This is a genomic window from Lysobacter sp. Soil_C_15 (assembly GCF_057657315.1).
In genome coordinates, this window is sequence record NZ_JBDGIR010000002.1 from 322841 (window position 1) to 347091 (window position 24251).

At 70.0% G+C, this 24251-nt stretch carries 26 protein-coding genes and 1 other RNA gene; 9 read left to right on the top strand and 18 right to left on the bottom strand.

What is annotated here, in order from left to right:
• Positions 1-117: 117 nt before the first annotated feature.
• The 5 genes from AC3A57_RS05335 to hrcA form a co-directional block, all read right to left on the bottom strand.
• On the bottom strand, positions 118-972 hold the full coding sequence (locus AC3A57_RS05335) for a hypothetical protein (protein WP_487577950.1): 855 nt from the start codon (positions 970-972) through the stop codon (positions 118-120).
• Positions 973-1052: 80 nt separating this feature from the next.
• A complete protein-coding gene (gene dnaJ, locus AC3A57_RS05340; RefSeq protein WP_487577951.1) occupies positions 1053-2186 on the bottom strand; it encodes a molecular chaperone DnaJ in 1134 nt (377 codons plus the stop codon).
• 164 nt (positions 2187-2350) lie between these two features.
• Positions 2351-4267: a molecular chaperone DnaK gene (gene dnaK, locus AC3A57_RS05345; RefSeq protein WP_487577952.1), complete on the bottom strand. Its 1917-nt coding sequence runs from the start codon at positions 4265-4267 to the stop codon at positions 2351-2353.
• Positions 4268-4430: 163 nt separating this feature from the next.
• The gene (grpE, locus tag AC3A57_RS05350; RefSeq protein WP_487577953.1) at positions 4431-4946 is read right to left on the bottom strand and encodes a nucleotide exchange factor GrpE; all 516 of its coding nucleotides are present in this window, start codon (positions 4944-4946) and stop codon (positions 4431-4433) included.
• Between the two features lie 320 nt (positions 4947-5266).
• A complete protein-coding gene (gene hrcA / locus AC3A57_RS05355) occupies positions 5267-6346 on the bottom strand; it encodes a heat-inducible transcriptional repressor HrcA (protein WP_487577954.1) in 1080 nt (359 codons plus the stop codon).
• A 313-nt stretch (positions 6347-6659) separates the two neighbouring features.
• Here hrcA and recN point away from each other — a divergent pair, with 313 nt between their 5' ends.
• Positions 6660-8342, top strand: coding sequence for a DNA repair protein RecN (gene recN / locus AC3A57_RS05360; protein WP_221672522.1), 1683 nt, complete (start codon positions 6660-6662; stop codon positions 8340-8342).
• Between the two features lie 498 nt (positions 8343-8840).
• Here the strand turns inward: recN and fur are convergent, their stop codons facing one another.
• Positions 8841-9242, bottom strand: coding sequence for a ferric iron uptake transcriptional regulator (gene fur, locus AC3A57_RS05365; RefSeq protein WP_064749231.1), 402 nt, complete (start codon positions 9240-9242; stop codon positions 8841-8843).
• A gap of 221 nt (positions 9243-9463) precedes the next feature.
• Here fur and AC3A57_RS05370 point away from each other — a divergent pair, with 221 nt between their 5' ends.
• Positions 9464-9865 (top strand): outer membrane protein assembly factor BamE, encoded by a 402-nt coding sequence (locus AC3A57_RS05370; RefSeq protein ID WP_487577955.1) that lies wholly within the window; start codon positions 9464-9466, stop codon positions 9863-9865.
• 144 nt (positions 9866-10009) lie between these two features.
• On the opposite strand, the gene AC3A57_RS05375 is transcribed toward AC3A57_RS05370, so the two are convergent.
• Positions 10010-10288, bottom strand: coding sequence for an RnfH family protein (locus tag AC3A57_RS05375; RefSeq protein WP_487577956.1), 279 nt, complete (start codon positions 10286-10288; stop codon positions 10010-10012).
• Positions 10285-10749 (bottom strand): type II toxin-antitoxin system RatA family toxin, encoded by a 465-nt coding sequence (locus AC3A57_RS05380; protein WP_221672519.1) that lies wholly within the window; start codon positions 10747-10749, stop codon positions 10285-10287. The genes AC3A57_RS05375 and AC3A57_RS05380 overlap by 4 nt, the downstream gene beginning before the upstream one ends.
• Before the next feature lie 157 nt (positions 10750-10906).
• Between AC3A57_RS05380 and smpB the strand changes: the two genes are divergently transcribed.
• Positions 10907-11419 (top strand): SsrA-binding protein SmpB, encoded by a 513-nt coding sequence (gene smpB / locus AC3A57_RS05385; RefSeq protein ID WP_064749235.1) that lies wholly within the window; start codon positions 10907-10909, stop codon positions 11417-11419.
• Between the two features lie 91 nt (positions 11420-11510).
• Here smpB and AC3A57_RS05390 read toward each other — a convergent pair whose 3' ends face one another.
• The 3 genes from AC3A57_RS05390 to AC3A57_RS05400 are packed head-to-tail and all read right to left on the bottom strand — an operon-like array spanning position 11511 to position 14440.
• The gene (locus AC3A57_RS05390) at positions 11511-13730 is read right to left on the bottom strand and encodes a CHASE domain-containing protein (RefSeq protein ID WP_487577957.1); all 2220 of its coding nucleotides are present in this window, start codon (positions 13728-13730) and stop codon (positions 11511-11513) included.
• Positions 13731-13787: 57 nt separating this feature from the next.
• Positions 13788-14129: a hypothetical protein gene (locus AC3A57_RS05395; protein WP_487577958.1), complete on the bottom strand. Its 342-nt coding sequence runs from the start codon at positions 14127-14129 to the stop codon at positions 13788-13790.
• Positions 14129-14440 (bottom strand): hypothetical protein, encoded by a 312-nt coding sequence (locus AC3A57_RS05400; protein ID WP_487577959.1) that lies wholly within the window; start codon positions 14438-14440, stop codon positions 14129-14131. The genes AC3A57_RS05395 and AC3A57_RS05400 overlap by 1 nt, the downstream gene beginning before the upstream one ends.
• 190 nt (positions 14441-14630) lie before the next feature.
• On the opposite strand from AC3A57_RS05400, the gene AC3A57_RS05405 reads away from it, so the two are divergent.
• Together AC3A57_RS05405 and ssrA are read left to right on the top strand one after the other, a co-directional pair.
• A complete protein-coding gene (locus AC3A57_RS05405; protein WP_031373591.1) occupies positions 14631-15002 on the top strand; it encodes a helix-turn-helix domain-containing protein in 372 nt (123 codons plus the stop codon).
• A 103-nt stretch (positions 15003-15105) separates the two neighbouring features.
• Positions 15106-15459, top strand: a transfer-messenger RNA (tmRNA) gene (gene ssrA / locus AC3A57_RS05410).
• A gap of 120 nt (positions 15460-15579) precedes the next feature.
• On the opposite strand, the gene AC3A57_RS05415 is transcribed toward ssrA, so the two are convergent.
• The gene (locus AC3A57_RS05415) at positions 15580-16719 is read right to left on the bottom strand and encodes a hypothetical protein (RefSeq protein ID WP_487577960.1); all 1140 of its coding nucleotides are present in this window, start codon (positions 16717-16719) and stop codon (positions 15580-15582) included.
• A gap of 154 nt (positions 16720-16873) precedes the next feature.
• Here AC3A57_RS05415 and AC3A57_RS05420 point away from each other — a divergent pair, with 154 nt between their 5' ends.
• Both AC3A57_RS05420 and AC3A57_RS05425 read left to right on the top strand, forming a co-directional pair.
• On the top strand, positions 16874-17239 hold the full coding sequence (locus AC3A57_RS05420) for a hypothetical protein (RefSeq protein ID WP_487577961.1): 366 nt from the start codon (positions 16874-16876) through the stop codon (positions 17237-17239).
• Between the two features lie 81 nt (positions 17240-17320).
• Complete coding sequence (locus AC3A57_RS05425; protein ID WP_487577962.1) at positions 17321-18130, top strand: hypothetical protein; 810 nt, start codon at positions 17321-17323, stop codon at positions 18128-18130.
• A gap of 33 nt (positions 18131-18163) precedes the next feature.
• Here AC3A57_RS05425 and AC3A57_RS05430 read toward each other — a convergent pair whose 3' ends face one another.
• The 3 genes from AC3A57_RS05430 to AC3A57_RS05440 all read right to left on the bottom strand — a co-directional run bounded on the left by AC3A57_RS05430 (position 18164) and on the right by AC3A57_RS05440 (position 19840).
• On the bottom strand, positions 18164-18634 hold the full coding sequence (locus AC3A57_RS05430; protein ID WP_487577963.1) for a hypothetical protein: 471 nt from the start codon (positions 18632-18634) through the stop codon (positions 18164-18166).
• Between the two features lie 400 nt (positions 18635-19034).
• A complete protein-coding gene (locus AC3A57_RS05435; protein ID WP_487577964.1) occupies positions 19035-19472 on the bottom strand; it encodes a GNAT family N-acetyltransferase in 438 nt (145 codons plus the stop codon).
• A gap of 137 nt (positions 19473-19609) precedes the next feature.
• Positions 19610-19840, bottom strand: a complete 231-nt coding sequence (locus AC3A57_RS05440) for a hypothetical protein (protein ID WP_487577965.1) — start codon at positions 19838-19840, stop codon at positions 19610-19612.
• 177 nt (positions 19841-20017) lie between these two features.
• On the opposite strand from AC3A57_RS05440, the gene AC3A57_RS05445 reads away from it, so the two are divergent.
• Positions 20018-20626: an antitoxin Xre/MbcA/ParS toxin-binding domain-containing protein gene (locus tag AC3A57_RS05445; protein WP_487577966.1), complete on the top strand. Its 609-nt coding sequence runs from the start codon at positions 20018-20020 to the stop codon at positions 20624-20626.
• 34 nt (positions 20627-20660) lie between these two features.
• Entirely contained in the window at positions 20661-21137 is a 477-nt protein-coding gene (locus AC3A57_RS05450) for an RES family NAD+ phosphorylase (RefSeq protein WP_221672506.1), read from the top strand.
• A 408-nt stretch (positions 21138-21545) separates the two neighbouring features.
• On the opposite strand, the gene AC3A57_RS05455 is transcribed toward AC3A57_RS05450, so the two are convergent.
• From AC3A57_RS05455 to AC3A57_RS05465, 3 genes are all read right to left on the bottom strand, one after another.
• The gene (locus tag AC3A57_RS05455) at positions 21546-21971 is read right to left on the bottom strand and encodes a DUF4166 domain-containing protein (RefSeq protein WP_487577967.1); all 426 of its coding nucleotides are present in this window, start codon (positions 21969-21971) and stop codon (positions 21546-21548) included.
• A gap of 245 nt (positions 21972-22216) precedes the next feature.
• A complete protein-coding gene (locus tag AC3A57_RS05460; protein ID WP_487577968.1) occupies positions 22217-23749 on the bottom strand; it encodes a TIGR01777 family oxidoreductase in 1533 nt (510 codons plus the stop codon).
• A gap of 10 nt (positions 23750-23759) precedes the next feature.
• The gene (locus AC3A57_RS05465) at positions 23760-24203 is read right to left on the bottom strand and encodes a thiol-disulfide oxidoreductase DCC family protein (protein WP_221672503.1); all 444 of its coding nucleotides are present in this window, start codon (positions 24201-24203) and stop codon (positions 23760-23762) included.
• Positions 24204-24251: the final 48 nt, after the last annotated feature.

Below are 24251 nucleotides of genomic sequence, written 5' to 3' on the forward strand. Positions count from 1 at the left end.
CTCCACGACGCTTCGGCTGCGCCCCCCCCCTTTGAAAAAAGGGGCCAGAGGGATTTGCCGTTGCCGTTGCTCACGGCTTCGACAGCTATTGCTGTTGCTTTCGCTTCCGCCCCCTGCTCAAGGCCGGTGGAACTGCGCCAGCGAGCGGCGCAGCGAGCCGCCGTCGGGCGAGATCAGGTCGGCGATGCGCCAGCAGCCGCGCTCGTGGACGAACAGCAGCTGCGCGCTGCGCTCGCTGCGTTCCTCGCCCAGCTCGAAGCGATAGGCCACCCGCACCCGGTCCCGGCCCTCGGCCTGGAAACGCGGGTCCACCGCTTCGCCGTCCTGTGCGCCGAGCCAGGGATCGGCGTCGATCGCGCACAGTTCGCCGCCGTCGCGGCAGGCGTGTTCGCTGCGCAGCAACGCCAGCAGCGGCGCGGCGACGGCGTCGCCCAGGCGCTGCGGCGCCTGGTCCCAGAACAGGTAGTGCGAGCGATAGAAGGACTGCGCCACCGCCGTCGGCGTGGCGCCGCTGCAGGCGGCCGCAGCCGGCAACGCGGCCGCCAACGCCAACACGAAGGCGACTGCCCTCGCCGCCCGGCGGGCGAGCGCAGGCCGCGCGATCGGTGTCCGGTTCGGCGTTGCGTGGCGTAGCGGCATCAGGGACTCCATGTCGATGGGAACGAGGCAGCGAGCGTTCGGCGAGGCGCTGCGGATCGCGACGCCTTGCTCTCGGGCGTGCTTTTCTAGCACATCGCTGCGTTCCTGCCCGCCGGCGCGCGCAAGCCGCCACATCGAGCGAAGAATCGTATCGAACCGGATGCCGAGGCCGCGGCCGATCGTGTGCGGGTTGCCGCATCGCGCCTGCGTTTTGGCACCTCGCTCGGGCCGGTGTCGACGCTGTCGGGAGCGCCACCGCAGAAAAGACCGCCTGGCGGCCCTGTCCAGATCCAGCAGCGAGCGGCACGGCGCGCCGCCCGGCCAGGAGGTCATTCGGAACCACCGCCGCAAAAAAAGAAAGGACCGCATGGGCGGCCCTTTCCAAATGCGAACGGCGCAGCACGCCGCCCGGCTCAGGACGTCATCCGGTCCCAGAAGCCCTTGACCCCGTCGAGGAAGGTCGAGGAACGCGGCGAATGCCTGCGCGCGCCGTCGCCGACGAAGGTGGCCTCGAACTTCTCCAGCAGCTCGCGCTGCTCGGGAGTGAGGTTGACCGGCGTCTCCACCGCCACCCGGCAGTACAGATCGCCCGGACGGCGGCTGCGCACCGATTTGACGCCCTTGTCGCGCAGGCGGAACAGCTTGCCGCTCTGGGTCTCGGCCGGAATCCGCAGCTCGACCTCGCCGTCCAGGGTCGGCACCCGGATCGAGTCGCCGAGCGCGGCCTGGGAGATCCGGATCGGCACTTCGCAGTGCAGATCGTCGCCCTCGCGCTGGAAGATCTCGTGCTCGCGCACGCGCACTTCCACGTACAGGTCGCCCGGCGGCGAACCGGCCGGGCCGGCCTCGCCTTCGCCGGTCAGGCGGATCCGGTCGCCGTTGTCGACGCCGGCGGGAATCTTGACCTGCAGGGTCTTGGTCCGCTCCACCCGGCCCTGGCCGTGGCAGTCGCCGCAGGGATTGGCGATGGTCTGGCCGCGCCCGTTGCAGTGCGGGCAGGTCTGCTGCATCGAGAAGATGCCGCGCTGGAAACGCACCTGGCCGCGGCCGTTGCAGGTGGTGCAGGTCTCGACCTTGCCGTCGGCCGAGCCCGAGCCCTTGCAGGTCTCGCACTCGTCCAGGGTCGGGATTTCGATCTGCTTCTCGACTCCGCCGACCGCTTCCTCCAGCGACAGCTCCATCACGTAGCCGATGTCGGCGCCGCGGCGCGGACCGCGCGCTCCGCCGCCGCCGGCACCGCCGAAGATGTTGCCGAAGATGTCGCCGAAGATATCGCCCATGTCGGCGAAGCCGGGACCGCCGGCGCCGCCGCCCATGCCGTGCTCGAACGCGGCATGGCCGTGCTGGTCGTAGGCCCGGCGCTTGTTGGCGTCGGACAGGACTTCGTAGGCCTCCTTGCACTCCTTGAACGAGGCTTCGGCCGCCTTGTCGCCCGGATTGCGGTCCGGGTGGAACTTCATCGCGCAGCGGCGGTAGGCCTTCTTCAGGTCGTCGTCGCCGGCGTTGCGCGCAACGCCCAGCACTTCGTAGTAATCGCGTTTGCTCATGGGCTGGGAATCGGGAGTTGGGAATCGGGAATGGTTGGATCAAAAGCCAACGGCGCGGCGTGCGCGCCGTGAGCTACGGATACGAGAACGGGGAACCGGGTTCCTGACAGGTCGCGGCGCTCGCCGCTGCTCCCATTCCCGATTCCCCATTCCCCATTCCCGGCTTACTTCTTGTCGTCCTTCACTTCGGTGAACTCCGCGTCGACCACGTCGTCGGACTTGGCCGAGGCGGCGCCGGCGTCGCCGGCCGGGGCGTCGGCATGGCCGGCGCCGGCGGCGGCGAACAGCGACTGCGCGGCCTCTTCCAGGGCCCGCGACTTGGCCTCGATCTGGGCCTTGTCGTCGCCCTTCATCGCCGTCTCCAGCTCGGCGATGGCCGACTCGGCGCGGCCGATCGCCTCGCCCGGCAGCTTCTCGCCGTGCTCCTTGATCGCGCTGCGGGCGCTGTGGATCAACGCGTCGGCGTGGTTGCGGGCCTGCACCAGCTCATGGAACTTCTGGTCTTCCTCGCGGTTGGCCTCGGCGTCGGCGACCATCTTGGCGATCTCTTCCTCGGACAGGCCCGAGCCGGCCTTGATCTCGACCTTCTGTTCCTTGTTGGTCTTCTTGTCCTTGGCGCTGACGTGCAGGATGCCGTTGGCGTCGATGTCGAAGGACACCTCGACCTGCGGCATGCCGCGCGGCGCCGGCTCGATGCCGGACAGGTCGAAGCGGGCCAGCGACTTGTTGTAGCGGGCCTGCTCGCGCTCGCCCTGCAGCACGTGCACGGTCACGGCCGACTGGTTGTCCTCGGCGGTGGAGAAGGTCTGCGAGGCCTTGGTCGGGATGGTGGTGTTCTTCTCGATGATCTTGGTGAACACGCCGCCCAGGGTTTCGATGCCCAGCGACAGCGGGGTCACGTCGAGCAGCAGCACGTCCTTGACGTCGCCGGCCATGACGCCGCCCTGGATCGCCGCGCCGACGGCGACGGCTTCGTCCGGGTTGACGTCCTTGCGCGGCTCCTTGCCGAAGAACTCGGCCACCGCCTGGCCGACCTTGGGCATGCGGGTCTGGCCGCCGACCAGGATCACCTCGCTGATGTCGCTGGCGCGCAGGCCGGCGTCGTTCAGGGCGATGCGGCAGGGCTCGATGGTCTTCTTGACCAGGTCCTCGACCAGCGACTCCAGCTTGGCCCGGGTCAGCTTGATGTTGAGGTGCTTCGGACCCGAGGCGTCGGCGGTCACGTACGGCAGGTTGACTTCGGTCTGCTGCGAGGACGACAGCTCGATCTTGGCGCGCTCGGCCGCGTCCTTCAGGCGCTGCAGGGCCAGCGGATCCTTGCGCAGGTCGATGCCCTGGTCCTTCTGGAACTCTTCGACCAAGTAGTCGATGACGCGCTTGTCGAAGTCCTCGCCGCCGAGGAAGGTGTCGCCGTTGGTCGACAGCACTTCGACCTGCATCTCGCCGTCGACCGAGGCGATCTCGATGATCGACACGTCGAAGGTGCCGCCGCCGAGGTCGTACACGGCCACCTTGCGGTCGCCGCCCTTCTTGTCCATGCCGTAGGCCAGCGCGGCCGCGGTCGGCTCGTTGATGATGCGCTTGACTTCCAGGCCGGCGATCTTGCCGGCGTCCTTGGTCGCCTGGCGCTGGCTGTCGTTGAAGTAGGCCGGGACGGTGATCACCGCCTCGGTGACCGGCTCGCCCAGGTAGGCTTCGGCGGTCTTCTTCATCTTGCCCAGCACTTCGGCCGAGATCTGCTGCGGCGCCATCTTCTTGCCGTCCTGGGTCGCGACCCAGGCGTCGCCGTTGTCGTGCGGGACGATCGCGTACGGCACCAGGCCGAGGTCCTTCTGCACTTCGGCGTCGGTCATCTTGCGGCCGATCAGGCGCTTGACCGCGTAGAAGGTGTTCTTCGGATTGGTCACCGCCTGGCGCTTGGCCGAGGCGCCGACCAGGACTTCGCCGTCCTTGGTGAAGGCGACGATCGACGGGGTGGTGCGATCGCCTTCGGAATTCTCGATGACCTTGGCCTTGCCGCCTTCCATGATCGCGACGCAGGAATTGGTCGTGCCCAGGTCGATGCCGATGATCTTGCCCATTGCTGTGCTCCCTCTCGAATGCTTTGGAATTTAAGGGGCGGGGCGCGCTGGGCGCCGGCCGCCGATGTCCGTTATCTGGGGCCCGGTGCCGGGCAGTTCAAGCGCCCGTGCCCTGCCCCGTCGGTCCCGGTACCGGCCCTTCGCCGGTCCCCGGACGCAGGTCTCACGCGTCCTGGCTGACCACCACCAGGGCCGGCCGCAGCAGGCGCTCGTTGAGCAGCCAGCCCTTCTGGTAGACCTGGACCACGTGGTTCGGCGCCACGCCCGGTGCCGGCACCAGGCTCATCGCCTGGTGGTGTTCGGGATTGAACGGCTGGCCGGCCGGGTCGACCGCGACCAGGCCGTTGTCGGCGGCGACCTTGAGCAACTGGCGCAGGGTCAGTTCCATGCCCTGGCGCAGCGCGCCGCTGTCTTCGCCGGCCGCGGCCAGGCCGGCCTCCAGGCTGTCGATCACCGGCAGCAGATCGCCGAGCAGGCGTTCGTTGGCGAACTTGCGCGCCATCTCGATGTCGCGCGCCACGCGCTTGCGCTGGTTATCCAGCTCGGCGCGCTCGCGCAAAGAGTCTTCGCGCAACTTGCCCAGTTCGGCGCGCAGGGCGTCCAGTTCGGACACTTCTGCGGCCGGCGCCTCGTCCTGGGCGGCCTGGGCCGATTCGGGGTTCAGATCGTGTGAGTTCATGCTGGTTCCTGGCGGTCCATCCGCGACAGGGGCAGCTATGGGGCCGCGCCGGCGCCATTCAAGTGCCGGGATCTGCGCCGATCGGCCGGGATCGGCGCCGAGCCGCGGGGTTCGTGAACGGCTGCGCGGTCCGGTCGGCCGGAGCGAAACGCCGTAGCGTTTGCTGTTCGCTCCGTTGCGAAAGGGGGGCTGGGGGATTTGCTCCTGCCTTCCGGGCCGCTTGCGCCGGCCAGCGCGGGTTCGCGGTCGCGGCTGGCGCCGCTCCTACCCGGGAACGCCATCGCCTTTGCTGTTCCCTCTCTGAAAAAGAGGCGCTGCTCTTACAAGGAGCCGGGGTGTTGCGGGGGCTCGCCGCCCTCGCCGGGCTGGAACGCATCGCCGAGCGCGTCGGCGGCGGCCTGCACCACCGGGATGACCCGGTCGTAGGCCATCCGGGTCGGCCCGATCACCCCCAGCACCCCCAGCACCCGGCCGCCGGCGGTGTACGGCGCGGTCACCAGCGACACCCCTTCCAGCGGCGCCAGCCCGGTTTCCTCGCCGATGAAGATCCGCACCCCCGGCGCGCGCACGGTGCGCTCGAGCAACTGCAGGATCTCGCGCTTGCGGGCGAAGGCCTCGAACAGCTCGCGCAGCCGGTCCAGGTCGGCCAGCTCCTGCAGCCCCATCAGCCGGGTCTGCCCGGCCAGGACCATGTCGTCGCCGTCAGGCGCCAGCACCTGCTCGGCCAGCTCCACCGACTGGGCCAGCAGGGCCTGCATCTCGGCCTGGGCATGGCGCAATTCGTGGACCAGGGTGGCGCGGATCTCGGCCACCGGCCGACCGGCGAAATGAGCGTTCAGGTAATTGCTGACCCGCTCCAGCTCGCCGCCGTCGTAGGGCCGGCGAGTCTGGATGATGCGGTTCTGCACGTCCTGGTCGGCGAACACCAGGATCGCCAGCACCCGTTGCGCGTCCAGCGGCACGAAGTCGATGCGCCGGAACGCGAACTGCTCGCGCTTGGGCACGCTGACCACGCCGACGAAATGGGTCATCGCCGACAGCAGCTCGGAAGCGCTGCCGAGCAGGGCCTGGGTGCCCGAGCCGGCCGGCAGTTCGCTGCGCAGCCGCGCGACCTCGCCCTCCGGCAGCGGCCGCACCTGCAACAAAGAGTCGACGAACAGCCGATAGCCTTGCGCGGTCGGCACCCGCCCGGCCGAAGCGTGCGCCGCACTCAGCAGCCCGGCCTCCTCCAGGTCGGCGAGGATGTTGCGGATCGTCGCCGGACTGACGTCCAGCCCGGCGTGCCGGGCCAGGGTCTGCGACCCGACCGGCTCGCCGCTGTGGATGTAGCGGCCGATCAGGGTGCGCAGCAACTGCCGCGCACGCGGGTCGAGGACGGGTTCGGGCGTTCGGCGGGTCATTGGTGTCGATATAGGCGTCGAGGCGAGGAGACGCAAGGCTTCGGCTGCAGCGGGACTCGGGATTCGGGACTCGGGACTCGGAGAAGCCGAGGCGCAGTAGTCGCCCCCCGTCCTTGCTCGCCTTCAACCTCTCGGCCCCGCCCCCCCACTTCGAGTCCCGAGTCCCGAGTCCCGCAGCGCCGCAGCCGCAGCCGCAGCCGCAGCCGCAGCCGCAGCGCACAGTCTCACCTGGTGACCCGCCATTGCCCTACCCTGCGCCGCTGTCCGTCTCCCATTCCCAGGCCGCCGGCCCTCAAGGCACAATCGCCGCCGCATGCTCGCCCATCTCTCGCTCAAGCAATTCGCCGTCGTCAGCGCCGCCGAACTCAGCTTCGGTCCGGGGCTCACCGTCATTTCCGGCGAGACCGGCGCCGGCAAGTCGCTGCTGGTCGACGCGCTCGGCCTGCTGTCGGGGCTGCGCGCCGACAGCGGCGTGGTCCGCCACGGCGCCGACCGCGCCGAGCTGGTCGCCGACTTCACCCTCGACGACGCCCCGCAGGCCGCGCAGTGGCTGCGCGACAACGAACTGGACGAAACCGGCGACGGCGACGTCGCGGTATGCCAGATCCGCCGGGTGATCCGCGCCGACGGCGGCTCGCGGGCCTGGATCAACGGCCGCCCGGTCACCCTGGGCCAGCTCGGCGACCTCGCCGGGCACCTGGTCGAGATCCACGGCCAGCACGAGCACCAGGCGCTGATGTCCAAGGCCAGCCAGCTCGGCCTGCTCGACGCCTACGGCCGCTGCGAGGCCCAGCGCGAACCGGTCGAACGCGCCGCGCGCGCCTGGAGCGCTTTGCTGCGCGAGCGCGAGACCCTGCTCGCCCAGGGCGACGTCAGCGACCGCATCGGCTGGCTCGAACACCAGCACGCCGAACTCGAGCGCGAGGCGCTGGAGCCGGAGGCGCTGGCCAAGCTGCTCGCCGACCACCGCCGCCACGCCCACGCCGCCGGCCTGATCGCCGCCTGCGAAAGCGCCTTCGCCCGGCTCGGCGGCGACGAGGGCCCGTCGCTGACCCGCACCCTGCAGCAGGTGCGCGGCGAGCTGCAGAAGATGAGCGAGCACGAGCCGCGCCTAGGCGAGGTCGAGGCCATGCTCGACCAGGCCGCGATCCAGATCGACGAGGCCGTGTCCCTGCTCGACCGGGTCCGCGACGACCTCGACCTGGACCCCTCCGAGTTCGAGCAGATCGAACACAAGATGGGCCGCCTGCACGAACTGGCGCGCAAGCACCGGATCGCGCCCGAACACCTGGCCGCGACCCGCGACGGCCTGGCCGCCGAGTTGGAACAACTGCGCGGCGCCGGCGAACGCCTGGAGCGCCTGGACGGCGAGATCGAGGCCGCGCGCGCCGGCTGGCGCCGCGCCGCCGACGCGCTCGGCCAGGCCCGCCGCGAGGCGGCGCGCTCGCTCGGCGCGCGCGCCACCGAGCTGATCGGCGAACTGGGCATGGGCGGCGGCCGCTTCGACGTCGCGATCGAACCGCTGGACGAAGACCGCCCCGATCCGCAGGGCGGCGAACGGGTCGAGTTCATGGTCGCGGCCAACCCCGGCCAGCCGGCCCGGCCGCTGCGCAAGGTCGCCTCCGGCGGCGAACTCTCGCGCATCTCGCTGGCGATCGAAGTCGCCGCGTTCGGCCTGGACGCGGTGCCGACCATGGTCTTCGACGAAGTCGACTCCGGCATCGGCGGCGCGGTGGCCGAGATCGTCGGCCAGAAACTGCGCACCCTCGGCGCCAGCCGCCAGGTCCTGTGCGTCACCCACCTGGCCCAGGTCGCCGCCCAGGGCCATGCCCACTACCGGGTCAGCAAGGCCGCCAGCGAAGGCGTCACCCAGAGCGCGGTGGTGGTGCTGGGCGCCAAGCAACGCGAGGAAGAACTCGCCCGCATGCTCGGCGGCATCGAGCTGAGCAAGGAAGTCCGCGCCGCGGCGCGGCGCTTGCTGGCGGATGTGGGGTGAGTTTTGGGGCTCGGGCTTCGGGACTCGGGACTCGGGCTTCGGGACTCGGGACTCGGGACTCGGGACTCGGGACTCGGGACTCGGAAAGATCGTCGTGGTCGCGAATGCGGGAATCCAGGGCGAGCGAGCTGGAACAGAACGCGAGGTTCGGCGCCCGCTTGAGGCGGCGGCCCGCGCGGGCGCCTGCCCCGGAGGCTCGCCTAGGCCGAGGTGAAGCAAGCTTGCGTTCGCGGGAACGACGACATGGGGCCGCCGAGCCTCAGGCGTCGATCCGATCAAAGCCGCCCGCTATTCGAAGCCCGCACCGCGCAGCCGGCCTCATCCCGTCCCGCTCGGCTCGAAAACATAAGGCCCGCATCGAGCGGGCCTTGTTCTGTGCGCCGGTTTCGCGGATCGAAGCTTTCGGTCTGGAACCGCGAACGATCAGGCGGCGCAGAACCGCTCGAACCATTCCCTGCTTCCTCTCCCTCTCCCTCCCCCTCTCCCGACTCGCGGCCCTCAGCGCTTCTTGCGCACGTACAACACCAGGGAATGCTCCTCGATCTCGTAGCCGTGCTTGGCCGCGATCTTGCGCTGCAGTTCCTCGATCTCGGCGCTTTCGAACTCGATGATCTTGCCGGTGTCGATGTCGACCATGTGGTCGTGGTGGTGGCCGCGGTCGAGCTCGTAGACCGACTGGCCGGCTTCGAAATTGTGCTTCAGCACCAGGCCGGCGGACTCGAACTGGGTCAGCACCCGATAGACCGTGGCCAGGCCGATGTCCTCGCCCTTCTCCAGCAGCATCCGGTAGATGTCTTCGGCGGTCATGTGGCGCGGCTTGGATTGCTCCAGCAGCTCCAGGATCCGCATCCGCGGGTGGGTGACCTTGAGTCCGGCGTTGCGCAGGTCTTGCGATTCCATGGCGGTGTTCCTTGCGATCGTTTGCGGCCCGAAGCATCGGGCCCGGGTCTAGACCGGCTGGCCAGGCCGCGAGCGCCTGCGCGTTGAGCGGACTGGGCTGGCTGGGCCGGAATGGCGGATGAACGCGAGGGGTCGCCGCGCGCCCGTGCCCGCCCTTGGTGGGTGCGGGCTTCAGTGTATCATCGGCCCCGTTGCCTTCGACTGCCGCAGACCCCGACCCGATGCGTAAGCTCCTGCTCGTCCTCTCGCTTTCCGTGCTCACCGCCGGCTGCGGCATCATCTACAAGCAGCCGATCTACCAGGGCAACCTGCTGGAAAAGACCGCGGTCGACCAGCTCCAGACCGGGATGAGCAAGCAGCAGGTGCAGATCCTGCTCGGCACCCCGTCGATCGAAGACCCGTTCCACCAGAACCGTTGGGACTACACCTCGACCCAGCGCCTGGACCGCCTCGGCCACACCTCGCGCAAGAACCTGACCCTGTGGTTCGAGAACGACGCCCTGACCAAGTGGGAAGGCGACTACTTCGCCGAGCAGGATCCGGAGATCGCCAAGGCCTCGGTCAAGCAGTTCGGCCGCAACCTGGCCAAGGAAAAGGACAAGAAGCGCCGTCGCGGCGGCTGAACGCCCGCCCCGCCGAGTGCGCGAACGGCCGCCCCAGGGCGGCCGTTTTCGTTGCTGCGCCCTGCGCGCTCGCGTGGCGCACCGGCCCGGGGCTCGGAAGCACGCTCGTTCGCACACTGGCCGGCCCGGCCGGGCGCAGTCGCGCTATTTCTTCGGCGGCGGCTTCAGCGGCCGGTCGGCGGCGCGGCGGCGCCGCGCCTCCTTGGGATCGAGCTGCAAGGGCCGCAGCACTTCGACCCGGTCGCCGTCGCGCAGCGCGGTGTCGGCGCTGGCGCGCACTCCGAACACCGCATAGGCGACGGTGTCCGGGGCGTCCTGCCAGCCGGCCGCGGCCAGCGCCGCGGCCACGGTCGCGCCCTCGGCCAGTTCCAGGGCCAAGGCCTCGTGGCGGCGCGGCCAAGCCCGAACCAGCTCGATCTTCACGTCGCCGCCGCCCCGGCCACCGGCGCGCCGGGCTCGGCGCCGCGGTCGGCGACCCGGACGAAGTCGTCGACCATGCGGTCGGCCAGGCTCTGGAAGCCCAGCGCCAGCGCCGGGCCGAGCAGCTTCACCGCCGGCTCGAACTCCAGGGTCAGGGTGACCTTGCACGCCGACTCGTCCAGGGCGTGGAACTCCCAGCGCCCGCCGAGCTTGCGGAACGGGCCGTCGACCAACTGCAACTCGATGTGATGCGGCGGCGACAGGCTGTTGCGGGTGGTGAACCAGGTCCGCAGCGCGCCCAGGCCCAGGTCCAGCCGCGCGACCATGTGCTGCTCGGAGACTTCCAGGATCTGCGCCTGCTCGCACCAGTCGAAACGGCGCGGATAGGCGGCCACGTCGTTGACCAGCGCGAACATGCGCGCGGCGGAATGTTCGACCAAGGCGGAGCGGCGGATGGTAGGCATCGGGTTCGCTAGTTGGGATCGCAACGCTGGTTTCAAGCCGGCCGGACCGGATCGCCCGTTGCCGCAAACATCGCCGGCCGAGGGTCCGCAGGGCCGCGAAGCCCCCCGCCGCCGCGCCGGCTACTCAAACCGCCTCCGGATCGGAGACAATCGCGGCATGGCTAAAAACACCAACAACAAGGCCGGCAAGGATAAAGGAAAGGGCGCCGCCGGCGGCACCATCGCGCTGCACAAGCGCGCCCGCCACGAATTCCACCTGGAAGAGCGCTTCGAGGCCGGGCTGGCCCTGCAGGGCTGGGAGCTCAAGTCGATCCGCGCCGGACGGGCGAACATCACCGAAAGCTACGCCGTGATCCTGCACGGCGAGATCTACCTGATCGGCTCGCAGATCACCCCGCTGATCTCGGCCTCGACCCACGTCGTCGCCGAGGAACGCCGCACCCGCAAGCTGCTGCTGCACCGGCGCGAGATCGACAACCTGATCGGCCGGGTCCAGCGCGACGGCTACACCGTGGTGCCCACCGCGCTGTACTGGAAGGGCAACAAGGTCAAGATCGAGGTCGCCCTGGCCAAGGGCAAGCAGACCCACGACAAGCGCGAGGCCAGCAAGGAACGCGACTGGGCGCGCGAGAAGCAGCGGGTCATGCGTCGCCACAACCGCGACGCCTGACTCCGCCCCCACCGGTAGGAGCGGCGTAAGCCGCGACCGGGGCCGCGCAGAAACCGCACCCCCACCGCCGCGCATCGACGCCCGACCGTCCTCACTCCCCGCGCGCGGTCTCCAACGGCAAGGTGAAGTAGAACGTCGCGCCTTCGCCTTCGCGCCCCTCGGCGCGGATCGTGCCGCCGTGGCGCTCGACGATGCGCTTGACCGAGGCCAGGCCGATGCCGTGGCCGGCGAAATCCTCGACGCTGTGCAGGCGCTGGAACGGCCGGAACAGCTTGTCGACATAGGCCTGCGGGAAACCGGTGCCGTTGTCGCTGAGGAAGAACTCGCGCCCGCCGCCGGGCAGCTCGCGCAGGCCGAAGGCGATCTGCGCCGGATCGCGGTCGCGGCTGAACTTCCAGGCGTTGCCGAGCAGGTTGCCGAGCAGGTTGCGCAGCAGCGAGGTGTCGCCGACGACCCGCATGCCCGGGTCGATCCGCACCTCGACCGCACGCTGCGGTTCGGCCAGACGCAGCTCTTCGATCAGCTCCGCCGCGATCCGGCTCAGGTCCACGCTCTCGTGCTTGAGTTCGCCGCGCGACAGGCGCGACATCTTCAACAGCGCGTCGATCAGGTCGCCCATCCGCGAGGCCGCCTTGCGCACCCGGCCCAGGTAGTCGCGGCCGGCCGCATCGAGCTGGCCGGCGTATTTCTCGCCGAGGATGCGGCTGAAGCCGTCGATCGCACGCAACGGCGCGCGCAGGTCGTGCGAGACGCTGTAGGCGAAGGCCTCCAGTTCCTGGTTGGCCTGGCTGAGCTCGCGCGTGCGCAGGGCCACGCGCGCCTCCAAGGTGCGGTTGAGCGCGTGCACCCGCGCCTCGGCGCGCAGCCGCTCGGTGACGTCCTCGACCTGGACCAGGCCGGTGATGTCCTGGCCGACGTTGCCCGGCACCGGCGAATAGGTCAGCTGCACCTGGCGGGCGACGCCGTGCTCGCGGTGCAGGCGCCGGGTGGCGCGGTGCACGCCGTCCTCATCGGTGCGCCCGTCGCCTTCCTCCTGGCCGTCGTCGTGTTCCAGCAGGTCCTCGAAACGCCGCCCGTACAAAGACTCGATGCCGGTGCCGACGATCCCGGCCAGCGACGGGTTGGCGTCGACGATGCGGCCTTCGCTGTCGAGCAGCGCCTTGCCGATCGCCGAATACTGCATGGCGCTGCGGAAGCGCGCCTCGCTGCGGCGGAAGTCCTCGGTCATGCGCACGGCGATGTTGCGCGCGCGCGACTCGGTGCGCGCCAGCATCAAGGCGATCCCGTACAGCAGCAACGAAGAGAACAGCCCCAGCGCGAACATGTTGCGCAGCGCGTCCAGGCGCGGCACGGCCTGCTCCACCGGCGTGGACTGGTAGTCGATCCGCCAACTGCGGCCGTAGATGTCGAAGCTGACCCGATGCACGAACGCCGCGGCCTGGCCCTTCATGCCCGGCGCCTCGTACAGCAACGTGTCGCGTCCGCCGCTGCGGTCGTAGATCCGGAACAGCATGTCGTCGTGGCTGCCGCCGAGCGCGGTCTGGACGAAGCGCTCCATCCGGAACGGCACGTACACCCAGCCCTGCATCTCGGCCCGGCGCAGCGACTGCGACGGCGGCCGGCCGCCGCCCAGATACACCGGCAGGGTCAGCAGCAAGCCGGCCGACTTCGGCACCGGCCCGTCCTGGATCAGGTGGATCTTGCCCGACAGCCGGGCCTGGCCGGTGTCCATCGCCGCGGCCATGGCCTCGCGGCGCACCTGCTGCGAATAGATGTCGTAGCCGATCGCGGCGACGTTGTCCGGGGTCCGCGGCTCCAGGAACAGGATCGGCGCATACACCTCGCGCACCCCCTGCGGACGCACCGTCAGCAGCCCGTAGCCGGCGTCGCGCCATTCGTTCTGCAACTGCACCAACAACCGTTGCGGCACGTAACCGGCGAAGCCCAGCCCCAGCGTCGCCGGAAACCGGCGCTGCATGTTCATGCCGTCGACGTAGGCGCGCCACTGCTCGGCGGTCGGCCGCTGCACCGACGCGAACAGCGACACGCCGCCGCGCGCGACCAGCTCGTAATTGACCAGGCGTTGCTGGATCAGCTCGGTGACTTGGGCCGTACGGCCGACGAACTCGGCCTGGGCCGAACGCAGCTCGCGGTCGCGGGCGATGCGCCAGGCGGTGAACACCAGGATCAGCGAACCGATCAGCACGCCCAGCGCCAACAGGTAACCGCGCCGCGGCATCAGTCCGCTCAGCTCGGCATCGTCGTCGCCGGACGCCGAAGGGGCGTGCTCGGCCGGGTCGCTCGTCGTCATCCGATCAAGCATACCTGCCCCTTCGTGTGCGCCGCACTCACGCCCGCCGCCGGGCGCTCAATCCTTGCCCCGTGCCGCGTTTTCCTCGTCCCAGGCGCCGTCCAGCATCAGCCGGTTGATGCACTCCAGGTGTTCGGCGGCGACCTGCCGGCACAGCCGCGGCCAATGCCTTTGCAGGCTCACCGGCCGCCCCTCCCACTGCTGGCAGGCCAGGAAGCGCTCGATCTCGTCGGCCAGTTCCAGCAGCGCGCGGCCGTTGCGGTCGGCGCGTCGGGCCAGTTCGATCCGCCCGCCCCACGGCGACGCAGGCGGGGGCGGCGCATGCGGACGCCCCGACAGCGGATGCCAGGCGCCCGACGCGACCCGCTCCAGCGCCGCCCACCATCGCCGCGCGCGCATCACTTCGCCTCCACCGGCAGGGCCAGCAACTCGGCCGCCTGGATCCGGAAGCCGCAGGCCTGCGCCATCACCAGCGCGCGGCCGCGGGTCGACACGTAGCCGCGCCCACGCATGCGCCGCAGCATCGCGGTCGACACCCCCGCCGCCTCGGCCGCCGCCCGCGCGGTGGCGAAACAGGCGATATACCGTTCGATGGGATTGGGCTCGCGCGCCGGCGCAAGCCGCGGCAGCGGTGCGCCCTCGTCCTGTGCGGCCTGTCGCGATCCCTGCCCGGAACCGCGTCGCGATCCCGCCTTGCCTTTCGAGCCCATGTCCTGATCTCCGGCCTTGCATCCATGCCAGGCCAACTTACCACCACAAATTGCTCTTTTCAACGACCGCAAAGAGTGATGTTTTGGCGAGGGGGTACGCAACAATGAGTTGCGCTATCCTCCCCTCGGCCGGCGGCCCGGGACGGGCGGCGCCCACGTTTAGCCCTGCAGGATGCTCCGGCGAGACCCCATGACCAACGCGCCCCACCAAGAATTCGCCAACCGCCTGCACCAGGCCCTGGATTTTTCCGGATTCGCCAAGGGCCGGGCCCGCACCGGCGCCCTCTCCGCCTACTACGACGTCAGCCGCGAGACCGCCCGCAAATGGCTGGTCGGCCTGGCCCTGCCCGAACTCGAGCGCATGCTGCAGATCGCCGTGCAGCAGCACGTCAGCTTCGAATGGCTGGCCACCGGGCGCGGCACGATCGAAGGCAAATCGCTGTCGGTGCGCGAGAACGCCGCCAAATACAGCGACCCCGACGAACTGCGGCTGATGGGCCTGATGCGCAAACTCTCGCGCAAGAAGCGCCGCGCCCTGATCGAGCTGCTGGACGGCAACTGAGCCGGCGCCGCGGCTGAACCCCCGCTGCGCACGCCCAAGACAAGGCTTGAGAACGCGCCGCCAGGCCCTATACTGAACGCGTCAGCGCAGTTTGGCTGTCCCCGGGGGTGCACTGGCTTCGACGGGGGTCGCGAAATCGCTTGGCGCATGCCGAGGGGGTAGCTTTCCTCGTAAATCCAGCTGCAAACTTCTAGTTGCCAACGACGACAACTACGCTCTCGCCGCTTAAGGCGTAAGCCCCGAAACTGCTTGTGTCCGTGCTCGCAGCGTAGGGTCACTATCACGGAATCGCCCGGAGCGGCCGCCTGCCAGCTCCGGGTCAACCTATAGCAGGCTGGTCCGGGGATGCGCTTTGCGCGCCGTGCTGTCCCGGGACGAGATCCAACGGAGCGCTAAGCATGTAGTGCCGGGGATGGAGTGCCTTCGGACGGCGGTTCGATTCCGCCCACCTCCACCAATACCGATCGAAAGATCGCGAAAGGCCGGAACCTACGGGTTCCGGCTTTTTTCGTTGGACGCCGTGGATGTTCTGGCAATAGCCCGCGAAGCGCCGCTGCGGTCCAACAACCGCCCACGATCAAGCCGGTGCGGTTTTCGCGCCCGCGTTCTGTGCCGCTGCGACATCCGCGCCGGCGGTATCGGGTATATCTCGCCAGGTGTCCGGGCGCGGCATCCAATCGCCGCCCCCCAGCACTACCGCGGCCAGATCCTCCAGCGGATAGCCCAGCAATTCGGAAGCTGCGTCGCCACCGTCGCCGGCTTGCGCGAGCTGCACGAACGCGACGAAAGCATCGTGATCGCGAGCCGCCAAGCCAACCATCTTCTTGGCCAGATCGTAGGACAGCAGGTTGCCGTCGTCGGTGCGCAGGAACGAGGCGCCCGACCAGAACTCCTGAATCCGCTGCGGGTTCCAGAACGCGGCATGCTTGCCTGCGATCTCGGCCGGCGAGTAGAGCTGCGTCCGAGGGTCGGCCAACTGCGGGAACAGGCTGTGTTCGGTGTTGACCGCCATGCCCTCGTTGAGCCACATCGGGATCGGCAGGTGCGACAGCAGGGCGTGGGTCATTTCGTGGGCGATGGTCGCGCGCATGGCGTCGATGTCGCCCTCGAACAGGGCGAAATGCCCGTAACCGGCGCGGATGAACATGCCGCCGGACAGGGCGTACTCGCCGCCGTCCGGGTAGTAGTGGGCGATGTAGTCGTAATACGCATCCTCATCGGCATAAATGAGGCACACATGCTTGCCGCCGCCGGGCGGCAGCGCGAGCTCGCCGAGGTTGCGCACGATCCGGCGCCGGGCCGATTCGCAGAACGACAGGAACGCCTTCGCCCGCTCCGGCGGCAGGGCCGACAACAGCAGGAAGCGGTCCGAGGCCTGCAGGCCGTAGTCCGGCGCCAACGACTCGGCCAGCGCCGTCAGCCAGTGTTCGGCGGCCCGGGTCCAGTAAGCGTCCCGCAACGGCTCCGACCATGAGCCGTCCTCGGCTTGCGCCAGGCGCTCCCAATCCGGGATCGGCTGACGCGTGTCCGCCTGCCAGTGCATGGCCACTTCCGGCGCCGCTACCCCGATCGGCGCAGGACTTGCGGCCGCGGCGGGACCTCCGAACAAACGACGCAAGCGGGCGAGCATATGCGGTCCATGCAAGAGCCTAGCGTCAAGATTAACATCCCGCGCGGAGGCCTCGATTACGCATTCGCACTCAATAACGCGCTCCAATCATACCGACCATGGATCGCGTCCGAAGCCCGTCTGACGGCAGCAGCGCCGCCGCTTCGGACATCCCAAGGCGGCATAGAAGCCGCCTCGTAAACCGGCCGTCGACGGCGACGTCGCAGGCCTCCGGCCGACGCCCCACCTATGGAACGAGCCCATGAAGGAACGCATCAATCAAGCCGCTCAGAAGCTGCTGGACAGCGAGGAAACCGCGCCGCTCAACCGCCTGGTCCAGCGGGTCGCCGAAGAGGCGTTCCGGTTGACCGAATGGCTGACCCTGGCCGCAGCCATCGGCGTGGTCGGCGCCAAATTCGACAACGCGGCGGCAACCGCGATCGGCAAGATCCTGATCGCGGTCATCGCCGCCTATCTCGGGGCCAAACTCGCCCATTGGATCAATGTGTTCTTCGGCAGCGGACGTCCGATCCTGGCGGTCCTGGTCCTTGGGGTGCCCTTCGCCCTCGGATCGGCCTGGCTTATCAGCACCCTGATCGCCGGGTTGATACGGACCGCGGCGGCCTGACCGCGGCGCGCCGACCTGCGGAGGCGTTTACGGGCATAGAATCGGGTCATCGCCACGGGCGCACGCCCAAGGAGCCGGGTCATGGGAACCCCCTGGCAGACAAGGACGATCTGGACCGCCGCCGGCGCGTGCCTGGGCTTTCTGGCCAGCGCCGCGCTGGCGATGCCGTGGCTGGAGCCGCTGCCGGATTACGTGGTCAACGCGGTCGCCGGCGTCTGCACCGCGGCCATCGCCGTACTGGGCGCGTTCTGGCTGTGGCATCGCCAGCAGTTGCACCGCAGCGAGCGGATCAAGCAGACCCTGGTGCTGGTGTTCCAGGACATGATGGAAGACATCAATACCGCGCGCCTGGCCTTGGACCGCACCGGCGCCAAGCGCATCGTGCGCGAGATCGACCCGGACTGGAACGAGGCCGGGATCGATCGTTTCCAGATCCACACCGCGCCGCGCTTGCTCGAGGTCGCGCAGGCCAAGACCTGCATCGCCATCGACCTGTTCCATGCGGTGCAGGATGCGACGCTGTCGTTCCAGGCGCAGGATCTGAAGGCCGTGCTCGCGCTGTACCACATCGCCTGCGAAGCCAAGCGGCAAATCCCGGAAACGCTGAAAGGCGTCCAGGCGCAGATCCAGCGAGGGCAGCTGCCGACACTCGACGCGCGCAACGAGGGGCTGTGGAACGCCGGCGTTTCGCAGTGCGCCTACCATCTCAACCGTCTCGATGGCGGACGGCGGGACTGTTCCTACTTCGATGCGTTCGGCGATACCTACGAGCGCATATCGGCGGTCGCGCGCACTCAGTTCCCGGTGCCGCCGGCATCGCCGGCGCGAAACGCCGCATCCTCGGACCCGGTCGGCGGCGCCAAGCCGCCGACGCTGCAGCATTGGCAGTAAGCGCGGCCTAGCGCGGCCCTGACTCGCTCTAACTCAGCGCACCATCCGCCCGCGGAACGTCGGCACCAACGCGCCTTCGGCCTCTTTGCCGCTGGGCTTCCAGACCACGGTTTGCTTGGGAAAGGAATTGTCGCGGGCGTAGGCGCCGGCCTTGGTCGCGAGCAGCTTGACCGCGCCGCGCGCCTGCGGATTCCAGGCGAACACGCCCTGGCGGCCGTACCAGACCACCGGGGTCTGGGCGTCCAGGCGCAGGTCCGGGCAGAGGACGAAGTCGCGCTGTTCGATCATGCGCAGGGCGCTGGCGGGGATCGAGCGGATGCCCGGGCCGGTGCGCTCGGCGCTGTGGTCGGGGCAGACGCGCGAGGCGCGCTCGATGGCCGCGTCGTACACCGCCCGGTCGGCGCTGGCCTTGCCGCCGCCGCGCTGGCGCTGGGCCTGGGCCGGCAGCGCAGCGATCAAGGCCAGGCCCAGACCGGCGATCAGGATGCGTGAGCGGCAATTCATGGCGACTCCTTACCTACTGCATTGAAGGCGACGGCGCCCCCTCGGGCCGGCGACCGGCGCGAAGCATAGCAACCACAAGTGGCGAGTTCAGCACAATGCGGATCGTGGCGGCGTGGAGACGGCCGCCGCAGCTCGCGGACGCAGGCGCGACTTTGCCGGATCCGGCGCTGCGGCCGCGGCGCCGGCGGCCAAGCCGCCTTGCGCGCCCGCATCTGCGCCCCGCCGCCCCTGTGCTGGGCTCCCGGCCAGGGTAGCCGGGCGAAGTCTCAAGGCCTGCGTCCGGCCTGGCGGGGCCGCTCCAGGCAAGCCCGCTCCAAGCAAGTCCGCTCCAAGCAAGTCCGCTCCAATCAAGTCCGATCCGACCAGGCCCGCCCAACCCATCCCGACCAACCGGTTGCGTTCAACCGGCCCGATAGATGTCCGGCGCATAGCGTTCCATCAGCGTGTGCGGACGGCTCGGCGCGGCGAAGCCGAACTGGGCGTACAGGCCGTGCGCATCGGCGGTGGCCAGGGTGAAACGGCGCAGGCCCTGCAGCTGCGGGTGCGCCAGCACCGCCCGCACCAGGACCTTGCCGTAGCCGCGGCCGCGGTGTTGCGGCAATACGAACACGTCGACCAGGTTGGCGAAGGTGGCGCGGTCGGAAACCACGCGCGCGAACGCGACTTGCTCGGTGCCGAGCAGGCCGGAGAAACACAGCGAATGGGCGATCGCGCGCTCCAGCGTCGCGCGCGGGATGCCTTGCGCCCAGCCGCTATGGTTGGACAGGAAATCGTGGACGCGGCCGAGGTCGATCTCGGCCGGATCGGTGCTGATCCGCAGAACGGGCGTTTCGGTCATCGTGGGCCGCATCGGGCATGCGCCGGTGGCTCTCCGGCCGAGGCCGCCCCGTTCGCGCCGTCGGCGCCGGGACCGCCGACGCAGTCTGCCGACACCGCCGCGCCGCGGTATCGGCCATAGGTCCCGTTGACCGCGGCTCAGCGCTCGTCGCGGCGTTTGCAGCCGCAAGCTTCGGCGTAGACGCGGCTGAGTTCGCGCTTGAGCGCGGCCTGTTCGGCGGCGAGGCGGGCATGATCCGGCGCGGGCGCCGCCGGCGGCGATGGCGAGGGCGGCGATGGCAAGGGCGGCTTCGAGGCGGGCGGCTTCGATACGGACGTGTTCGTTGCGGGCGTGGCTGCTGGGCGGGAAAGCGGCTTCGCTGGGCCCATGGTTCGGCTCCGGGTCGGCATTCGAGGTTCTGCGGCCGAATCTAGCACCGCCCCCGTCCAGGCCATGTCGCCCCGCCGACCCTCGGCCCGGGTCGGGGGCGGTCGCGCCAAACTGGGCAATGCGTCTAATTTTATGCTAAGGTCAGTCCCAATCCAGACAACACCGTCGCTCATCCCATGACCAAAGCCGCCAAGAAGCCCTCGCCGGCCAAGCCGCCGCTCAAGTCCCTGGAACGGGGCAAGGCCACGCTACGCGAGAGCCCGCTCAATCTGCGCGACGCGCCCTACCCGGCGCGCAAGCGCGCGCCGTCGCTGAAGGACCCGGTGCCCGACATCGGCCCGGCGACGCTGAAGGGCTACGTCAGCTATCTGCGCACGGCCACGCCGCTGCAGCGGGTCGCGGTCGAGCGCGAAGGCGTGCCGGCGCAGGTGATCAAGGACATGGCCGCGAGCATGGAATTGCCGGCGGTGCGGATGTTCAACATCCTCGGCATCGCCAAGGCCACCGCGGAGAACAAGGCCGCGCAGCAGGCGCGCATCGCCGGCGCCGGCGGCCAGGCCGCGCTGGGGCTGTTGCGGTTGATGGTGATCGCCCAGTCGATCGTCGACGCCAGCGTGTCGGCGCAGGCCGGCGAGTTCGACCTGGCGCGCTGGCTGGGGCGCTGGATCGAGCAACCGCAGCCGGCCCTGGGCGGCCGTCGTCCGGCCGACCTGCTGGACACGCCCAGCGGTTTCGACGTGGTCGCGCGCCTGCTCGGCTCGCTCGAAAGCGGCGCCTACCAGTGACGCGCCGCGCCGCCGCAAGGACGAGGCCCGGCCGATGAGACTCTGGCGCATCGCCACCGAAACCCGCGCTTACCGCGCCGACGATCTGAGCGGCGCGGGCGCGGCCAAGTACCCGGGCCGCTGGAACGACGACGGCCAGCGCGTGCTCTACACCGCGACCTCGCTGGCCCTGGCCGCGCTGGAAACCGCCGCCTACGTCGACGCGCACGGCCTGCCCCTGAACCGGCACGTGGTCTCGATCGAAGTGCCGGCCGCGGTGTGGAAGGCGCGCGTGCAGTTCACTCCGCACGACTTGCCCGGCGGCTGGGACGCGGTGCCCGCCGGCCAGGCCAGCGTGCGCGTCGGCGCGCAATGGCTGAGCAGCCAGGCCTCGGCGATTTTGCTGGTGCCGTCGGTGATCGTGCCGGAGGAATACAACGCGCTGATCAATCCCGAGCACCGCGACGCGAAGAAGCTGCGCGCGACCGCGGGGCGGCGGTTCCATTACAACGTGTTGTTCCGCGCGCCGTAAGCGCCTGGGGCGGCGCTTGCGTCCGGATCGTCATGCTCGCGGGCGCGGGCATCCACGCACTTCAGCGTCGTGTCGCGTTGGAGACTTCGGAGCGTTGTCGCGGTGAAGCCCTGGATCCCCGCATTCGCGGGGACGACGGTGGGTTGCGTCGCGTCCTTTCAAGCCGTCATGCCCGCGCAGGCGGGCATCCAGCGACTTCAGCGTCAGGCATCGATGACGCCCTGGATCCCCGCCTGCGCGGGGACGTCGACAACGGGGTTTCGCCGCCGACTCCCAGTCAGCCATGGCAGCAGGTTTTTCGCGACGGGCGGGGTTCGTCGCGATTCGCCTCGGCCGTCCCTGGCCCGGAGTTACGTTCCCTGTCGCCGCTTCCCTGCCCCCCTGCCCGGCGGATTCCCTGCCGCCGTTTCAGCCCCGCGCGCTCTCCATGCGCTCGAACGTTCCGTCCTGGTGGAACAAGGGCCCGAACCACGGATGCGCGACGTCGATGCTGACTTCGAACCGCGTCGCATCCAGATCCCTATGCACGAGAACGAAGCGGCCCGGCCAAAGCGGACGCGGCAGCGGCAGGCGCCAGCCTCGCCAGTGCAGGAAATAGCCGTCGTCGACGAACACCAGCCGGTTCGGCAGCACTTCCAGCCGCACCCGCATGCCCAGGCCGCCGCCGAACCGCTCCAGCAACTCGCCGTCGCCGCCCAGGCTCATGCGCGAGCGGAAGCTGAACACCTCGTCGGCGAAGTGGTAGGTGCGGGTCTTCAGCCAGCCCAGGCCCTCGCGCAGAGGCTGCACGTCGAAGCGGAACGGCACCTGTTCGGCGTTGTGGTGCGGCAGCACCCGCTGCGTAGCGGATCAAGCGCGCGAACAGGCCGCCCAAGCGGGTGCAGCGCACCTGGTGCATGGTGCCGAAGTACTCGGCCTGGCCCTCTTCCGGCGCCAGGGCGAAACGCGCGCGGATATGCGGATGCAGCAGCGCCCAGCGCGGGCCGAGCGCGGCGCGCAGCAGCGCGGCCAGGTCGTGCGCGGCGGGCGGCGCGGCGGGCGCCGGCATGCGTTCGCGGTCGTTGCCGGCGAGCGCCGGTTCAACGCAGGCGGCCGGCGCCAGCCGGGCCGTGTTCGACCGTTCCATGGAACTCCCCCGGGTGCTCTCCACCCTCATGATCGAGATGCGGTGCGGGCGCATGGACGGCGAGCGCGCTGTCCAGGCCGGCGTGTAAGAAGCGATGGCGCTGATCGAGCAGGCGCTGCGGTTCGACCTGCGGGCCGTCGAGCAGCATGGTCGCCATCTCGCCGAGCGCGGCGCGCAGCGGCCAGGCCGGCACGCGCAGCCAGGCCGGACGCCGGTGCGCGCGCGCCAGGGCGCGAGCGAACTCGGCCTGGGTGCAGCCGTTCGGCGCGACCAGGTTGTAGGCGCCGCGCACGCCGGGGTGGCGCACCGCGTCCTCGACGAAGGCCAGCACGTCGTCGAGATGGATCCAGGCGAACCACTGCCGGCCTTGGCCGAGCGTGGCCGCGCAGCCCAGCGCCGCGCTCAGCGACAGCATCGGCAGGATCCCGCCGCTGCGGTGCAGGACCAGGCCCAGGCGCAGCGTCGCCATGCGCATGCCCTGCTCGGCGATCGGCGCAGCGGCGCGCTCCCAGGCCGCGCACAGTTCGCTGGCGAAATCGCCGGCGACGGCTTCGGGCGCGCGCCGCTCCGGGCCGCTGCGCGCCTGTGCGCCGTAAATGCCGATCGCGCTGGCCTGCAGCCACAAGGCCGGCCGGCGTTGCGCGCGCTCGCACCAGGCGCGCAATGCGCGCGTCGTGCCGACCCGGCTGGCGAGCAAGGCGCGCTTGCGCGCAGCGCTCCAGCGCCGGCCGACCACCGGCGCGCCGGCCAGGTTGACCACCACGTCGACGGCCTCGTCGTCGCGCAGTTCGGCGGTGTCGGCGATGCAGCGCGCGCGGCCGCCGAAACGCAAGGCGGCGCGGCGCGGATCGCGGCTGAGCACGGTGATGCGGTGGCCGCCGGCGAGCAGTCCCTCGATCAGCGCGGTGCCGATGAAGCCGGTGCCGCCGCTGACCAGGAAATGCTGCTGCGGATGCTCGGCCAGCAACGGCCGCGGCGCCGGTTCGGCCGCGTTGGCGCGCGCGGCCAGGCCGTCGCGCAAAGCGCTCAGGCCGATGCCGAGCGCCGCCGCGCTCAAGGCCCAGGACATCCAGCCGTGCGCGACCGGCGTCAGCGCGCTCGGCAAGACCCAGTCGCCGCGCGTGGCCAGCGCGTAGACCGCGAACATCGCCCCGCCGTTGACCGCCAGGACGGTGTGCAGCACGCGTTCGCTGTTGGGCAGCAAGCGGGTCGCGTCCTCGACCACGAAGTCCCACAGGGTGATGCCGACCTCGACCAGCACCAGCGCCCACACCGCCGCCAGCCACAGCCCTTGCGGCCGCAGCCAGGCGAACACCAGGAACAGCAGGCCGTAGACCAGGCCGCGCGCCGCATGCAGCCGCAGTTCCAGCGCGGCGCTGCGCCGGTTGGCGAGTTTTTCCATCAGCTCGTGATGGGCGACGGTGTCCAGCGCGCCCATCGCGATCTGCAGCAGCAACAGACTCAGAAACAGAGTGTGCAGGTCCATGACCGCGTCCTCAGTAATGCACCGGGCAATGGCCGTCGTCGCAGCGCGGGGCCGGCTCGGTGCCGGCTTCGCGATAGCCGAGCCAGCGCGAGACGCGGTGCCGGTTCGGCGCGATCCAGCGATAGGCGCGCGCGGCGGCGCGGCCGGCGCCGGGCACGCGCAGCGGCCAGGTCAGCCAGCCCAGGCCGACCGCGCGATAGGCCTCGGCGATGCCGGGCACGCCGATCCGCCACTGGCCGTCGGCGCCGCGCACGTGCAGGGCGTTGCGCAGCGCTTCGAGTTCGAAGCCCCAGGCGGCGGGATCGAAGTCGGCCGCGGCGATATCGACCAGGCGCAGCCGGTCGCGGCGGTCGCGCGCCTTGAGCCGGTGCATTTCGGTGCGGCACAGCGGGCAGGCGCGGTCGTACAGGGCGACCACGGGTTCGACGGCGTCGCGGATCGGATCCTTGCTCATGATCATCTCCTACAGTTATTTCGGTAATTACAGAAATTGATGGACAAA

Excerpts from the sequence above, each read along its gene's own strand:
- AC3A57_RS05390 (WP_487577957.1), bottom strand. The coding sequence starts at position 13,730 with ATGACGACGAGCGACCCGGCCGAGCACGCCCCTTCGGCGTCCGGCGAC.
- AC3A57_RS05430 (WP_487577963.1), bottom strand. The coding sequence starts at position 18,634 with ATGAATTGCCGCTCACGCATCCTGATCGCCGGTCTGGGCCTGGCCTTG.
- dnaK (WP_487577952.1), bottom strand. The coding sequence starts at position 4,267 with ATGGGCAAGATCATCGGCATCGACCTGGGCACGACCAATTCCTGCGTC.
- AC3A57_RS05380 (WP_221672519.1), bottom strand. The coding sequence starts at position 10,749 with ATGCCTACCATCCGCCGCTCCGCCTTGGTCGAACATTCCGCCGCGCGC.
- dnaJ (WP_487577951.1), bottom strand. The coding sequence starts at position 2,186 with ATGAGCAAACGCGATTACTACGAAGTGCTGGGCGTTGCGCGCAACGCC.
- AC3A57_RS05440 (WP_487577965.1), bottom strand. The coding sequence starts at position 19,840 with ATGGGCCCAGCGAAGCCGCTTTCCCGCCCAGCAGCCACGCCCGCAACG.
- AC3A57_RS05435 (WP_487577964.1), bottom strand. The coding sequence starts at position 19,472 with ATGACCGAAACGCCCGTTCTGCGGATCAGCACCGATCCGGCCGAGATC.
- recN (WP_221672522.1), top strand. The coding sequence starts at position 6,660 with ATGCTCGCCCATCTCTCGCTCAAGCAATTCGCCGTCGTCAGCGCCGCC.
- AC3A57_RS05335 (WP_487577950.1), bottom strand. The coding sequence starts at position 972 with ATGACCTCCTGGCCGGGCGGCGCGCCGTGCCGCTCGCTGCTGGATCTG.
- AC3A57_RS05465 (WP_221672503.1), bottom strand. The coding sequence starts at position 24,203 with ATGAGCAAGGATCCGATCCGCGACGCCGTCGAACCCGTGGTCGCCCTG.
- AC3A57_RS05370 (WP_487577955.1), top strand. The coding sequence starts at position 9,464 with ATGCGTAAGCTCCTGCTCGTCCTCTCGCTTTCCGTGCTCACCGCCGGC.
- smpB (WP_064749235.1), top strand. The coding sequence starts at position 10,907 with ATGGCTAAAAACACCAACAACAAGGCCGGCAAGGATAAAGGAAAGGGC.
- AC3A57_RS05425 (WP_487577962.1), top strand. The coding sequence starts at position 17,321 with ATGGGAACCCCCTGGCAGACAAGGACGATCTGGACCGCCGCCGGCGCG.
- AC3A57_RS05405 (WP_031373591.1), top strand. The coding sequence starts at position 14,631 with ATGACCAACGCGCCCCACCAAGAATTCGCCAACCGCCTGCACCAGGCC.
- grpE (WP_487577953.1), bottom strand. The coding sequence starts at position 4,946 with ATGAACTCACACGATCTGAACCCCGAATCGGCCCAGGCCGCCCAGGAC.
- AC3A57_RS05460 (WP_487577968.1), bottom strand. The coding sequence starts at position 23,749 with ATGGACCTGCACACTCTGTTTCTGAGTCTGTTGCTGCTGCAGATCGCG.
- AC3A57_RS05400 (WP_487577959.1), bottom strand. The coding sequence starts at position 14,440 with ATGGGCTCGAAAGGCAAGGCGGGATCGCGACGCGGTTCCGGGCAGGGA.
- hrcA (WP_487577954.1), bottom strand. The coding sequence starts at position 6,346 with ATGACCCGCCGAACGCCCGAACCCGTCCTCGACCCGCGTGCGCGGCAG.
- AC3A57_RS05420 (WP_487577961.1), top strand. The coding sequence starts at position 16,874 with ATGAAGGAACGCATCAATCAAGCCGCTCAGAAGCTGCTGGACAGCGAG.
- AC3A57_RS05395 (WP_487577958.1), bottom strand. The coding sequence starts at position 14,129 with ATGCGCGCGCGGCGATGGTGGGCGGCGCTGGAGCGGGTCGCGTCGGGC.
- AC3A57_RS05450 (WP_221672506.1), top strand. The coding sequence starts at position 20,661 with ATGAGACTCTGGCGCATCGCCACCGAAACCCGCGCTTACCGCGCCGAC.
- fur (WP_064749231.1), bottom strand. The coding sequence starts at position 9,242 with ATGGAATCGCAAGACCTGCGCAACGCCGGACTCAAGGTCACCCACCCG.
- AC3A57_RS05445 (WP_487577966.1), top strand. The coding sequence starts at position 20,018 with ATGACCAAAGCCGCCAAGAAGCCCTCGCCGGCCAAGCCGCCGCTCAAG.